General features: G+C 63.0%; 15 protein-coding genes. 6 read left to right on the top strand and 9 right to left on the bottom strand.

The window, feature by feature from the left end:
- Positions 1-37: 37 nt before the first annotated feature.
- From FHS81_RS05420 to cysE, 3 genes are all read right to left on the bottom strand, one after another.
- Positions 38-343 (bottom strand): DUF6949 family protein, encoded by a 306-nt coding sequence (locus FHS81_RS05420; protein WP_183751027.1) that lies wholly within the window; start codon positions 341-343, stop codon positions 38-40.
- A gap of 201 nt (positions 344-544) precedes the next feature.
- A complete protein-coding gene (locus FHS81_RS05415) occupies positions 545-763 on the bottom strand; it encodes a DUF3126 family protein (RefSeq protein WP_183751026.1) in 219 nt (72 codons plus the stop codon).
- Between the two features lie 157 nt (positions 764-920).
- On the bottom strand, positions 921-1,766 hold the full coding sequence (gene cysE / locus FHS81_RS05410; protein WP_183751025.1) for a serine O-acetyltransferase: 846 nt from the start codon (positions 1,764-1,766) through the stop codon (positions 921-923).
- On the opposite strand from cysE, the gene FHS81_RS05405 reads away from it, so the two are divergent.
- Positions 1,765-1,980, top strand: a complete 216-nt coding sequence (locus tag FHS81_RS05405; RefSeq protein ID WP_183751024.1) for a hypothetical protein — start codon at positions 1,765-1,767, stop codon at positions 1,978-1,980. The genes cysE and FHS81_RS05405 overlap by 2 nt on opposite strands.
- A 48-nt stretch (positions 1,981-2,028) precedes the next feature.
- Here the strand turns inward: FHS81_RS05405 and FHS81_RS05400 are convergent, their stop codons facing one another.
- Both FHS81_RS05400 and FHS81_RS05395 read right to left on the bottom strand, forming a co-directional pair.
- Positions 2,029-3,204: a nickel/cobalt transporter gene (locus tag FHS81_RS05400; protein ID WP_183751023.1), complete on the bottom strand. Its 1,176-nt coding sequence runs from the start codon at positions 3,202-3,204 to the stop codon at positions 2,029-2,031.
- 147 nt (positions 3,205-3,351) lie between these two features.
- Complete coding sequence (locus tag FHS81_RS05395; protein WP_183751022.1) at positions 3,352-4,035, bottom strand: DUF1007 family protein; 684 nt, start codon at positions 4,033-4,035, stop codon at positions 3,352-3,354.
- Positions 4,036-4,416: 381 nt separating this feature from the next.
- Here FHS81_RS05395 and FHS81_RS05390 point away from each other — a divergent pair, with 381 nt between their 5' ends.
- From FHS81_RS05390 to FHS81_RS05375, 4 genes are read left to right on the top strand one after another with little or no spacing between them, the layout of a single operon-like run.
- Entirely contained in the window at positions 4,417-5,574 is a 1,158-nt protein-coding gene (locus FHS81_RS05390; RefSeq protein WP_246374751.1) for a putative B6 ABC transporter substrate-binding protein, read from the top strand.
- Positions 5,571-7,175, top strand: a complete 1,605-nt coding sequence (locus FHS81_RS05385; RefSeq protein ID WP_183751021.1) for an ATP-binding cassette domain-containing protein — start codon at positions 5,571-5,573, stop codon at positions 7,173-7,175. Before FHS81_RS05390 ends, FHS81_RS05385 begins: the two co-directional genes overlap by 4 nt.
- On the top strand, positions 7,172-8,215 hold the full coding sequence (locus FHS81_RS05380) for a putative B6 ABC transporter permease subunit 2 (protein ID WP_183751020.1): 1,044 nt from the start codon (positions 7,172-7,174) through the stop codon (positions 8,213-8,215). The genes FHS81_RS05385 and FHS81_RS05380 overlap by 4 nt, the downstream gene beginning before the upstream one ends.
- A gap of 8 nt (positions 8,216-8,223) precedes the next feature.
- Positions 8,224-9,156, top strand: coding sequence for an ABC transporter permease (locus FHS81_RS05375; protein ID WP_246374749.1), 933 nt, complete (start codon positions 8,224-8,226; stop codon positions 9,154-9,156).
- A 48-nt stretch (positions 9,157-9,204) separates the two neighbouring features.
- On the opposite strand, the gene ubiA is transcribed toward FHS81_RS05375, so the two are convergent.
- Positions 9,205-10,146, bottom strand: coding sequence for a 4-hydroxybenzoate octaprenyltransferase (gene ubiA / locus FHS81_RS05370; RefSeq protein WP_183751019.1), 942 nt, complete (start codon positions 10,144-10,146; stop codon positions 9,205-9,207).
- A 165-nt stretch (positions 10,147-10,311) separates the two neighbouring features.
- Complete coding sequence (locus tag FHS81_RS05365; protein WP_183751018.1) at positions 10,312-10,794, bottom strand: hypothetical protein; 483 nt, start codon at positions 10,792-10,794, stop codon at positions 10,312-10,314.
- A gap of 349 nt (positions 10,795-11,143) precedes the next feature.
- Between FHS81_RS05365 and FHS81_RS05360 the strand changes: the two genes are divergently transcribed.
- Positions 11,144-11,896 carry a 16S rRNA (uracil(1498)-N(3))-methyltransferase gene (locus tag FHS81_RS05360; RefSeq protein ID WP_183751017.1) on the top strand — a complete coding sequence of 251 codons (753 nt, stop codon included), beginning with the start codon at positions 11,144-11,146 and terminating at the stop codon, positions 11,894-11,896.
- 134 nt (positions 11,897-12,030) lie between these two features.
- On the opposite strand, the gene dksA is transcribed toward FHS81_RS05360, so the two are convergent.
- Positions 12,031-12,450, bottom strand: a complete 420-nt coding sequence (dksA, locus tag FHS81_RS05355; protein WP_183751016.1) for an RNA polymerase-binding protein DksA — start codon at positions 12,448-12,450, stop codon at positions 12,031-12,033.
- Positions 12,451-12,551: 101 nt separating this feature from the next.
- Positions 12,552-12,938, bottom strand: coding sequence for a gamma-butyrobetaine hydroxylase family protein (locus tag FHS81_RS05350; RefSeq protein ID WP_183751015.1), 387 nt, complete (start codon positions 12,936-12,938; stop codon positions 12,552-12,554).
- Between the last annotated feature and the right edge of the window lie 44 nt (positions 12,939-12,982).

The raw sequence follows: 12,982 nt of genomic DNA, 5'->3' as shown, positions 1-12,982 counted from the left end.
TTCAGGTGCCCCATCTGAAGGACAAACGCTCTGCGGATCATGCACTCGTCACGACCATCATCACCACACGGCCGCACATGATGCTCCACAGCACGGACATCACCAGCGCGCCAATCAGCGCGTTGCGGCCCAGGCCGTAGACGCCGGCGGCACGAAAGACGTTTCTCGCCAGAATGTAGGGAGCGGAAAACAGCAGCAGGGGAAGGCATAGTAGCAATGCCTTGCCGCGTGCGAACATCAGGCCGAAATTGGCTGGACGGCCGGTCAGAAATTCGAAGCTGTTACAGATCAGCCCTGCGAACGAAAAGCCCAGGATGAACGCCTGAATTGTAAAATCTGACATAGGAGACCACATCTATTGATAGGGATGTGGTTAAATACTCACACCGTTGATTTGCATCAATACTGGCGCTCGAAATGGCAAAAATGACATTGAAGCGTGCTTAAAATGCATCACAACCATAGGGTGAGACAATGATGTCGCTCAGCATGCCTTTGACCACCCTATGATATTTTTTCACGATTCCGGGATATATCCTAAGTTTTATGCATCCTCTTCCAGATCGGTATCAAGGATAGCCATCTGGAAGCTGTAAGATTTGTCTCCGTCTTCGTCGTCGACGAACAGAACGCCAATGAATTCATCGCTGATATAAACTTCGGCGGAGTCGGTTTTCTTGGGGCGACCGACGACACGAATGGCGTGATTTGCGAAGGTTTGACGCAGGAATTGTTCGATTTTGGCAAGTTCTTTTTTGTCCATGATGACGGAATCTCTGCTCTGGTTATGTTTGTGTGAGGGGAAAAGCGGCTACCGCCGACATGCCACGGATTCGCCGTGGCAAACGGAGGAGACAAGGGTTTGATAAAGGGTGACGAGACCTGCGGCAAGTCGCTGACAAGAGCAACTCTCGGTTGTGTTACTCGTCCGGGAAATCTCCAAGGATCTGATCCATGGAGCGGGCCGGCTCTATGGAATCGGCTTTTCCTATAGGTTTTGCGGGGACTCCGGCAACGGTTGTATTGGGTGGAACGCGGTGCAGCACCACGGAACCGGCAGCGATTCGCGCGCATGGGCCGACTTCGATGTTGCCGAGAATCTTGGCTCCCGCCCCAACGAGCACGCCACTGCGGATTTTCGGATGACGATCTCCGCTTTCCTTGCCGGTGCCGCCGAGCGTCACTTCCTGAAGAAATGACACGTTATCGTCCACCACCGCCGTCGCGCCGACGACGAAGCCGGTAGCGTGATCGAGAAAGATGCCGCGCCCGAACCGGGCCGCGGGGTTGATGTCCGTCTGGAACACTTCCGACGAGCGGCTCTGGATGTGCAGGGCGAAGTCCTTGCGGCCTTCCTGCCACAGCCAGTGCGCCAGCCTGTGGGCAACGAGCGCGTGAAAGCCCTTGAAGTAAAGCACTGGCTCGATGATGCGCTGGCAGGCGGGGTCACGGTCGGCCACGGCGAGCAGATCCGCCTGAACGATGGACTTCAACTCCGGCTCGCTATCGAAAGCGGCCATCAGCCCCTGCGAGATCAGTTCGCCGGGCAGGGTGGGGTGGCCAAGGCGCTGCCCAAGCTTGAAGGCCAAAACCGATTCGAGGCTGTCATGGTTGAGAACGGATCCGGCGATTGCGCCGCCGAGATAGGGTTCGCGGTCAACGATGGCGCTGGCTTCCCTGCGCACGCGCATCCAGACCAGATTGCGCGGTGACAGGTCGATATCCGCGCGGGGGTCGTGAACGGTGGAGAGGGGCTCCGAAATCATGGTCGAGTTCCTGAAAATTCAGAAGGAGACAAAATCGCGTAACGGTCTGCCAACCGTCAACAGCGGCAGATTTGCCCTGTTTCGAGCGCAACTTTCATCATCTCTCCTGTTCCCCGCACCTGCGATGAGCGCACTGGATTCCCGCCCTGCTTCGGCTTTTGTCCCGAAACAGGATCTCACGCTACATGGAATTGTTCTTGGAGGAAAGCGATAACCGCCCCGTTGTCGCCAGCTTCTTCGTCATCCCGACACTCGGGCGGGCTCAGCCGAGCATCAGGATTGCGCCTATCACGGCGACGACCGCGCCGGCCAGGACTTCCAGCACGGCGATGGCTCGCACGCCCGTTCTGCCGCCGGGGCGGGCAATGCCCGTGGCCACCCGCTTGGCGAAAACAGCAAGACTCGCCAATGCGCCCACGGTGATGAAAGTGCCTGCGGCCATGGCGAAGGCAGCGGCGATGCCGGCTGCCGGCATGCCCTGCGCGAAGGCGAAAACCAGCACGATCATGGCGCCGGAGCAGGGCCGCAGTCCGGCTGAAAGCGCCACCATGGCCATGTCGCGCGGGCTGTCGAGCCGCTTCAGCTCGGCAGGCGTCAGGAGATGCACATGTGTACACAGGCCGCCAGCCCGGCACGAGACATCGTCGCATGCTTCCGGCACGGCATCCGCCTCAACAGCCTCAGCGCGAAAGCGTCCCGACGATACGGTGCCCGCAGGTTTGAAGGACAGCCCGCTCACGGCTGTTCTGGGAGCGGCTTCCGGCGTGGGTGCTGGTGCAGATACAGGCACAGGTGCGGAGATCCGGGGCGCTGCCGGTTGCTGAATCAGGAAAGCCAGCCGACCCGCCTTGCGCCATAGCACCATCAGGCCAACGAGTGCCACGAGCAGAAAACTCACCTGCTCGATGATCCGCGCCGTGGCGTTCACGGTTGCTGCGGTGGCATTCAGGGCCGCCATGGCGACACCGACGATGGCGATGGCCACGACTGCCTGCAATAGCGACGACGCGAGCGCCAGCCCCAGTCCGCGCCCGATGGAGCGCCGGCTGTCGGCCACCAGATAACCCGAGATCACCGCCTTGCCGTGTCCCGGCCCGGCCGCGTGGAAAATGCCGTAAGCGAAGCTGAGGGCAACCAGCGTCCAGAAGGCGGCGGCATTGTTCGCCAGCCCTTGCAGCGCCGCGATCATGCGGGCGTAGAATCCGGACTGAATGGCGAGAATGGCACCGCCGATACCCGTTGTGGATGGCGCGGCCTCGGTGACGCCGGTCGCGAAGGGATGCCTTGGCGTAGGCTGTGTCTCTCCACCGCCGATATGCGCCGTCAGCACGACCAGTCCTGCGACGAGCGCCAGCGCCAGCAGGGCAATGCTTGCGCGGATCAGGTTGCTCTTCAGCGTAGGACGGGACGTGGAGGCGGGAATCGTCGTATCGCTCATGTCGCTGTCATCTAAAGCCGTTTGCATTCAAGTCGAACCATCCAATTCAACGCAAGTTGCGGTAAATAGAGAATCTGGAGTGCTTGTTCTAACTCTGTCAGACCATCGTGCGCTCTCAGGAACGGTGTTGTCATGAGCCGCCACTGGTCATGGGCAAGCGACAATGGCACGCGTGGCGAAATCCTGACTGAAGTTGGAGGCGGACGTCAAGGCGTTGAAAAACGCTTCCGATAGTTCTTCATCGTCGAAAACCTTCTGTTCCGGCCGCTTGATGGTGATGGCACACGCGTTCTCCCGCCCGCTGACCGTGGCGGCATCCGCTTCAGACGCGAACAGGAACGACACGAAATAGGTCGGGTCATAGATTTCCACAGCCAGCGCCTTGTCCGCCGGCACGGGCGGCTCGATGGGCAAGGTGAAATCAAGCACCACCGCACCATCCTTGAATGTCATGGCGGAGTCCGTGGCTTTGGAGAGCGTGACAGGCTTGCCGTTCGCCTTGACCTTGGTGAAGAAATCAAACTCGTACAGCCCCTCGACATTCGCGGCGGCAAGGTCCGCGAGTTCGGTCCCGTCGAGCTTGCCGTCGCCGTTGATGTCGAGGCCCTGCGTGGCATATTGCGAATAGGCGGGATCGAAGGTCCAGCTATGCCGGATGGCGGCGACGTTATCGCCGTCGAACACGAACTGCGACCGCGACGTCACCCAGACATGCGGATGCGCTGCCGCCTCATGGGATATCCCGATGGCAGCCAGCGCCAGCATTCCCATGGCGGCCAGTCGAGGGCCGGCGGCGGAGCGGTGGCTGGGCGTGGCGTGGCGCTGCGGCATCAGTTGTCGATCATCCCGTTTTCCGCGACGGATCGCGGTCTATGTCGCCCTAAAGCGTTTTCAAGCAAAGTGGATACCGCTTTGTGTGAAGAAAACGCGTCAAACCAAAAAGATAGAGCCTTTCGGCGTTTCAACGAAATGCCGAAAGGCTCTAGCATCCCGAACCGCCTTTGCACGTCAACAGCGGCAGGAATACGGCACCAGGCGCGGCGTGGCGCATCCGGAAGGCAATTGCTCAGCCGGTGAATCGCACATGAGGTATATGACGGCAATATTTATCGCTGATGTATCTGGATTTCTTCCCTCGGACAGTCATTAATACGAAAAATAACCGTGCCGGAACGAGCGTGCATGATCGGCCGGCAAAAGAGGGGAGTGGGCATGCGCAACGGGTTCACCATCGACGCATCATCACGGCGCCGCGCGCCGCGGGCGTTTCGCCGCTTGGCATCGGCAAATTTTGGCTGGGCAAATCTTGGTTCGGAGTTTCTTGGCTCGGCGATGCCATGGGCGGGCGCGAAACTCGCCATGCTGGTGGTGGCGGCCTGCCTCGTCCATGCTGCGCCTGCCAAGGCGGATGAGCTGAGTACGATTGCCATTCTCGCGCCGGAGGCTGCGACGGATTTCGGCTGGAACCAGCAAGGCGTTGCTGCGGCGCGTGCGGCGGCGGACAAGGCGGGCGTCAAGGTGCTGGTGGCGGAGAACCTCGGCTACGACGACGTGCGGCCGGTGCTGCGCGAACTGGCAGAGGACGGAGCCGGCTTGCTGATCGCGCATGCCAGCGGCTACAACACCGCCGCACCCGAGATCGGGGCGGAGCTGGGCGTGCCCGTCGCCATCACGGATCGGCCGCAAGCGCGCGAACCGGGAAAGGTCGCGGATTATACCGCCAGCGGGCATGAGGGGGCTTATCTGGCTGGGCGTCTTGCGGGCCGCCTCAGCCGCACCGGCACGCTCGGCATCGTCACATCCGGTGAGCCGCCCGGCTGGAACTCTCAGTCAGCGGCGTTCGCACAGGGTGCACGGGCGGAAAAGCCCGATATCGTCATTCGTTATGCGGTGATCGGCCCTGCCGCCTATAGCGACGCTGCCGGTGCGCGGCGGGTGACGGAAACCGTGATCGCCGCCGGGGCGGATATTATTTTCGGGCAGGGCAACGGGTCGAGCTTCGGCATGCTCGCTGCCGTGGAGGCAACACCAGCCGTGGATGGCGGCAAGGTGTGGTTCATCGATGTCATCGGCGACAAGACGCCTATCGACAAAGGTCATCTGCTGTCGTCCGTCATCTGGAACCTTGAGCCGGTATTCTCCGCCATCATCGCGGATGTGAAAGCGGGCACCTTCGGAGAGCGCAATTACGGCATCGCCCTACGCGACGATTCGGTTTCGCTGCTGAAAACGCCGCATATCCCCGAGGATGCATGGCGGCACATCGAGGGTATCCGTCAGGATATCATCGATGGCAAAATCACGCTCACGCCCGTCTTTGACGCTGCTGGCGTCCACGCTCTCGTGACGAGCGCGACACGCGCGCCGTGACGCATCCTGTCTATGCGGATGCCACGCCGCTCGTGTCGCTGGCGGGCATCCGTAAGTCATACGGTGCCGTGCGGGCGCTCGACGATGTTGATGTCGATTTCCGCGCCGGTGAGGTTCATGTTCTGCTCGGGGAAAATGGCGCGGGCAAATCGACGCTCGCCGCCATCCTTGCCGGTGTGCAGCAGCCGGATGGTGGCCGCATCCTTCTTGATGGCACAGAGCGCCGCATCGCTTCCCCGCGTGACGCGATGGACAGCGGCATCGGCGTCGTGTTCCAGCACGCGCAACTCGTTCCCTCGTTAAGCCTTGTCGATAACATCGCGCTGGGCGGCCCGTGGTGGCAAACGCCGCAGCGTGCCCGCATCGCGCAGCGCATGCGCGAGGCTGATGCGCGGATCGGTGGGACAGGGAGGCTCGATCCCTTCGCACGGGCCGGGGCGCTGTCGCTTGGCGAGCGGCAGCGGGCGCAGATCGTGCGGGCGCTGATGCGCGACAGCCGCCTGCTGGTACTGGACGAACCCACGTCCATGCTGACGCCGGAAGCTGCCGCCGATCTGGTGCGGTTGATGCGCCGTCTAGCGGATGACGCCGCGCGGCCATTGGGCATTGTCTTCGTCACGCACCGGCTGGACGAGGCGCTCGATTGCGGCGATCGTATCACCGTCCTGCGGGGTGGGCGCAAGGCGGGAGAACTGCGCCCCGGCGCGGACATGACTCGCGACACAGCGCGCGATACCCTGCTCGGCATGATGTTCTCGGGTGGTTTGGCGCAAGCACCGACAATTGCGGCCAGCTTGCCAGCAGCTTCCGCCGCGCCGGTGCTGGAGGTGCAAAGGCTTTCGATTGCGGATGCCGATCCCCCGCTCCGTGACGTCACGCTCACCGTGCGCGCCGGTGAGATCGTTGGCATCGCCGGCATCGACGGCAACGGCCAGCGCGAGCTTGCCGAGGCATTGGCCGGTCAACGCCCGTTCGACGCGGGTGATATTCTGCTCTGCGGCGCGTCCGTGCGGGGTCTTGGTGTCGCCGCGCGCTACAAACGCGGGTTGCGATATGCCAGCGATGACCGGCATGGCGAGGGAACGGTTAGTGCGCTCTCCATCGGCCTTAACCTGCTGATCAAACGCATTGGCGATGCGCCGTTCTGGCGCGGCGGCATGGAGAAGCTGGCTGCTGTGGATGCCCACGCGCGGCAGGCCATTGAGGCGTTCGACATCCGTGCGCAAGGGCCGCGCACACTTGCGGGGCATCTGTCCGGGGGAAATCTGCAAAAGGTGATGCTCGCCCGCGAACTGGACGGTGCTGCGCGGGCCATCGTCTTCGCCAAACCCACGCACGGGCTGGACGTGCGCAGCGCGGCGGCCTGCCACGCCCGCATCCGCGCTGCTGCCGCTGCGGGCCTTGCCGTTGTGCTGATCTCGACCGACCTCGATGAAATCGTTGCGTTGTCTCAACAGATTGTCGTGATGGCGGGCGGGCGTATCGTGGCGCGTATTCCTGGCGGCGAGGGCGCTCACGCGGCAGTGGGGCGCGCCATCAGCCGGAGTGAGGATTTGAGCGCGGGCGGACTTCAGGATCGGTCCTTCGGGGAAGCGTCATGACTGGTCGCTTCATCCGCCTGGTGGCCGCGCCCTTGCTGCTGGCTCTCGGGCTGACGGCATGCATGCTCGCCCTTATGGGCGTCGATCCGCTGGCGTATTTCGGGCTGGTGGTGCAGCGGGGATTGCTTTCCCCCTCCGGGTTGCAGGCAGCCATCACGCGCATGGCCCCGCTGCTATTGGTGGCGGCAAGCCTTATTCTCGCGTTCCGCGCCGGCATCTGGAATCTCGGTGGCGATGGGCAATATCTGCTCGGTGCGGTTATCGCCGCCGCCATCGCGCCCGCACTGGCCGGCATGATGCCGCACTGGCTGGCGTGGCTTGTGTGTTTCGCGGCCGCTGCCGTCACGGGCGCGGTGTGGTCCTTGTTGCCCGCATGGCTGCGCGCCCGTCGCGGTGTCAACGAGGTTGTGTCTTCGCTGATGATGTCGTTCCTTGGCCTGTCGCTGGCGAACGTGCTCATCAAGTTCGTGTTTCAAGACCCCGGTACCACCGTGCCGCAAACGGTGACGCTGCCGGTTGCCGATCGCCTGCCGCGAATCGGCGATGGTCTTTTGGGCGGCGCGGTGTCGTCGGGCGTGCTGGTGGGGCTGCTGGCGGTGCTGCTGGTGCATGGGGTGATGACGCGCACGGCCTTCGGCCTGCGGTTGCGCATCGTCGGGGCGAATGCCCGCGCCGCTGTCCACGCGGGTCTCGATGTGCCGCGCCTTACCATGGTGGTTTTCGGCCTCTCCGCGGGACTTGCGGGGCTGGCCGGCGCCGTCGATGTTCTCGGCATACAGGGCAATGTCAGGGCAGGGTGGAACCCGGCTTATGGCCTTATGGTGGTGCCGCTGGTGTTTCTGGCCCGCTTCAACGGGTTCGCGGCCATCGTCTTCGTCTTCCTGTTTTCCGTTCTGTCGGTGGGGGGCGAGAGCGCGGCGCGGCGGCTTGGCGTGCCCAACTACGTCACGCTGGTAACGGTCGCAATCCTGTTGATCGGGCTTGCAGTGGGCGAAGCGCTTGACCGGCGCCGGCGCGCGACGAAGGCGGCAACGGCATGATGGAGCTGATGACAACGGCTTTTGCCACGGCTCTTCTGGCCGGTGCCGTCACCGCCGGTGTGCCTTTGCTGCTGGCGGGGCTCGGGGAGCAGATGTCGCAAAAATCCGGTGTGCTCAACATCGGTCTTGAAGGCATGATGCTTGCGGGCGCCTACGCCGCTTTCGTTGCGGCGCTCGGCACTGGCGATCCATGGTGGGGCTTTGCGGCCGGCATGGTCGCCGGCATGGGAATTGCGGCGCTCATGGCGCTGCTCGCGGTGTGCCTTGGCCTCAACCAGATCGTTATCGGTATCGCGCTGCTGCTGGGGGTCGAGGGCGCGACAGCGATTCTGCACCATCTGGCCTTTGCCACCACCTATCCGCGTCTGCCGCCTGCTCCGTCATGGGCGCTGCCGGGGTTGTCGCACCTGCCCGTCGTCGGGCCAGCCCTGTTCGACCGCTCGCCCGTCGTCTACGCGGCGGTGGCGCTGGTCGCCGTGATGGTGTGGATCGACCGGCGCACGGGCTTCGGATTGTCGCTGCGTGCCGCGGGGGAGCATCCTTCCGCGCTGGATGCAGCGGGCGGCAGCGTGGTGCGCACGCGTGTCGCTGCCGTGCTGGCGGCAGGGGCTGGCGCTGGTCTGGGCGGGGCGTTCATGGTCATTGTCGGCGCAGGGATTTTCGTGCCCTTCATGACCAATGGCGCGGGGTTCATCGCCATCGTGCTGGCCATGTTGGCGCGTGGGCGGCCGCTGATGGTGCTGTGCGGCGCGCTGCTATTCGGCGCTTGCCTGTCTGCAACGACCGCCTTGCAGGTCGCCGGGATCGATGCTCCAACGGACGTGGTGCAGATGCTGCCTTTCGCGGCAGTGCTGCTGGTACTGGCAATTTTCGGCCAGGGCGGCGCGTTGCCCGCCGCGCTGGGCGAGGCCTGGACACGGGGCAATCCGCTTGGGAAGTAATCCACTTGCGAAATAATCCGCTTGAAAAATAACGCAGCGCGCGTTCGATTAGCTTGCGCGCAGCACGGCATCCACGACGAGGCCGGCGAACAGCAGCAGACCTGCGTCGCGGTTGGATTTGAACAGCGTCAGCGCCAGTTGCCCATTGCCGGGATCGATGGATTTGACCTGCCACGCCAGATGTGCAGCGAATACCGCGCCGCCCAGCCACCCGGTGATTCCCGCGTGCGCCGTCGCCAGAGCACCGGCCAGCAGCAGCACCGCGATAGCATAGCAGCCGCCGACACCCGCGCGCACCCGCGAACCGAACAGCCGCGCCGAGGATTTGATGCCGACGACGGAATCATCCTCGATATCCTGAAGGGCGTAAATCGTATCGTATCCCACGGTCCAGATCACGGCGGCGGCGTAGAGGAGATAAGCCGGGGCATCGACCTGGCCGAAGACGGCCGACCAGCCCATCAGCCCGCCCCACGCGAAGGCAAACCCCAGCACCAGCTGTGGCATGGAGGTGATGCGCTTCATGAACGGATAAGCAGCGACGATGGCCAGCGATCCGAACCCGAGCCAGATCGTTTCGCGGTTGAATTGCAGCAGCACCAGCAGGCCGAGCAGACATAGCGCCAGCAGGAATACGGCGGCCTGCCGGGCCGTCACCTGTCCTGCCGGCAGCGGGCGGTGACGGGTGCGGGCGACCTGCGCATCGAGGTCGCGGTCGACGATGTCGTTATAGGCCGTACCCGCGCCGCGCATCGCCACCGCCCCGATGAAGAACAGCAGCAGGTGCCAGACGTTGGGATATTGGCCCGCAGCACCGGCGGCCAAGGCAGCCGACCACCAGCAGGGCAGCAGCAGCAGCCAGAAGCCAATGGGTCGTTCCAGACGGGCCAGCCTGAGATAAGGACGCCATGCACGCGGGGCGTAGGTGTCCAGCCAGTTGCCGGGTATGGCGTCGGGAAGCGGGCGGTCAATGCCTGTGGGGTCGGTCATGTCTGCGGCTCACGATTCGGTCATCCGCAACCGGCATATCACAGGATGGCCGCGTACGGCCCGATCATCCGCAAGCGCGGTGCCCTGCGCTTTGCGGATTCCATGCTCCAACGCAGTTTGCGTTCAACCGGATCGATTGGCTTGAACGCAAACTGCCTGAGCGGTTCAGAGCGCACCCTGGGGAATCGGGATACGGCCGGTCACGGGATCGCCATCGCTGCCGCCGAGCATCTGCGGGCGGTTCTGCGCGTTTTCGCGGGCGCGCTTTTCCATTGCCGCCTGCTGGGTCGCAGCGCGGCAGGCCTGTCCGCGAATCTCGTCGGCCTTGGCATTGTCGGCCTTGAGGCCGCTGATGAACTGGTCAGGAATCTGGCACCAGTCCTTGTTGGTTTCCAGCCACTTGATGGCTGCGTTGCCGTTCGACACGAGATTGCGGAACAAGGTGCAGGCATTGCGGGGATCGGGGCGCTTGCCCATCTTGTTGATCCGCGTGACCAGCGCCTTGCGGTCTTCGAGGAAGGTGGTGATGCGCGCGCAGACGCCTTCCTGCGCATGAGCAACGGGCATCGCGCCGAAAAGCGGAATCGACGAGAGCAGCGCGGCTGCGACAGCACCCATCGTTGCGCGGCGGATTGCGGATTGCTTCATGGTCCAACCTTTTCAATCATCGAGGCTGCGAATCAATAAACGATTTTTGCGGGCAATTCCATCCCGGGTATCCTGCCCGGATATCGCGTCTCCCGGAGAACACCGATACGTGGCAGTTTCATCCGAACATAAGGCTTATCCAGCCACCTGCAATACTTTGTTGCAGGAATGCGTGGCTGCACAAGTGCAAACATCTGCCCGCGCAATCATATGATGCGGCGTTTTTACCGGCACAATGGGGTGATAATGCGGCGGTAGCGATTGCTCATGCCGCCAATTTTACTACAAGCTTCCGTCAATACAAACGCCGTGGAGGAGTGCCGCCGCGGTGGAATGATCGGGGATAATTTTGAGCGATTACGACTTTTCCGCGCCGCGGCTGCATGTATCCACCCCCATCCGGGCAGGGGAGGATATTGCCGTAGACAAGGCGCAGGCGAACTATCTCGGCAATGTTCTGCGGCTTGCTGACGGCGATAGCGTCTTGATTTTCAACGGCAGCGATGGCGAATGGCTAGCGCGGGTGGCTCAGGCGGGACGCCGGGTGACGCACCTTTCTCCCACGCAGCTGACCCGCGAACAGCCCGCGGCGCCGGATCTGCTTTACCTGTTCGCGCCACTCAAGCATGCGCGGCTGGATTATATGGTGCAAAAGGCTGTGGAGATGGGCGCCGGCGTGCTTGCCCCGGTGCTGACCCGGCGCACGCAGGTATCCCGCGTCAACACGGAGCGCATGCTGGCCAATGCGGTTGAGGCAGCGGAGCAGTGCGGCATCCTCGCTGTGCCGGAAGTGCGCGATCCGGTGCGCCTCGGGGAGGCTCTGGCGGCACTGGATGCGGGACGTCTGCTGGTGTTTTGCGATGAGGGTGCCCCTGTTAGCGACAGCATCGCCGCGTTGCGCAGCGCCGCTGATGATAGCACGCAGGGCGGTATAGCGGTGCTGATCGGTCCCGAGGGTGGTTTTGACGAAGCGGAGCGGATGCAGATCCTCGCCCATCCGCGCACCCTGCGTCTATCGCTGGGGCCGCGTATCCTGCGGGCCGATACGGCGGCAGTGGCCGCGCTGGCCGTGGTGCAGGCCGTGCTGGGTGACTGGCGGTAAAACAGGCTGCGCGCCGCCATCCGCTGCAAGCGCGCCGCACGTATCGCGCCTTCAACTCATCATCGAACGCCCCTTGCGTTCCACGCGATGAATCGAATGGAACGCAGGTTGCGGTGAAATATAGAATCCGGCGCTCAATCCTCGCGATAGACGCGCTCGTTCCGTTCGTGGCGCTCCTGTGCCTCGATGGACAGCGTGGCGATCGGACGCGCTTCGAGCCGCTTGAGCGAGATCGGTTCGCCGGTATCCTCACAGTAGCCATAGGTGCCATCGTCGATGCGGCCCAGCGCGGCGTCGATCTTCGAGATCAGCTTGCGCTGGCGGTCGCGGGCGCGCAACTCGATCGAGCGATCGGTCTCGGAGGAGGCACGGTCGGCGATGTCCGGATGGTTCTCGTTCTCGGTTTGCAGGGTCAGAAGCGTCTCACGGCTTTCGCGGATGATGTCATCCTTCCAGGCCATGAGCTTGCGCCGGAAATACTCACGCTGCCGCTCGTTCATGAACGGCTCGTCTTCGGTTGGCCTGTAGCCTGCCTCAATCAGTGTATCAGACATGCGTAGCTGAAGCTCTTCACACTCGATAGCACCAGGACCATTCCTTGGCCGCGTCTGTATAACCGTCTTGGCAACGTCTCACAACGTTCTTTATTGTCGCCTTATCGTCTTGTTTGCCGAACGACAGGTGTCGGCGGATCGCGAGTCAATCCTTTATCCACAAGTTCGGCGAGATATTTTGCCCAGCGCGCCGGCTGCTCGTGGCCCAATTCGTGCAAATAATCCCAGGTGTAGATGCCGCTGGCGTGCATGTCGTCGAACACCAGCTTGACCGCATAACGCCCCACGGGCTCGATGCCGAGAATGGCCACGTCCCGCTTGCCGGCAACCGTGATGGCCTGTCCCGGCCCATGGCCGCGCACCTCTGCGGAGGGGCTCGACACGCGCAGATATTCCGCCGGCAGCGCAAAGGCGGCGTCGGGAAAGGTCACGGTCAGCGTGGTCTTGTCGCGCGAGAGGCGCAGTTCTTCCGGCCAATGGTTCGCCATGACAGTTCCTCGCTCGTGCCGCTGAAAATCCGGGTGTGCCCCCG

This window comes from Pseudochelatococcus contaminans (assembly GCF_014195635.1).
Lineage (GTDB): Bacteria > Pseudomonadota > Alphaproteobacteria > Rhizobiales > Beijerinckiaceae > Pseudochelatococcus > Pseudochelatococcus contaminans.
This window is presented reverse-complemented; position numbering and strand designations above follow the sequence as displayed.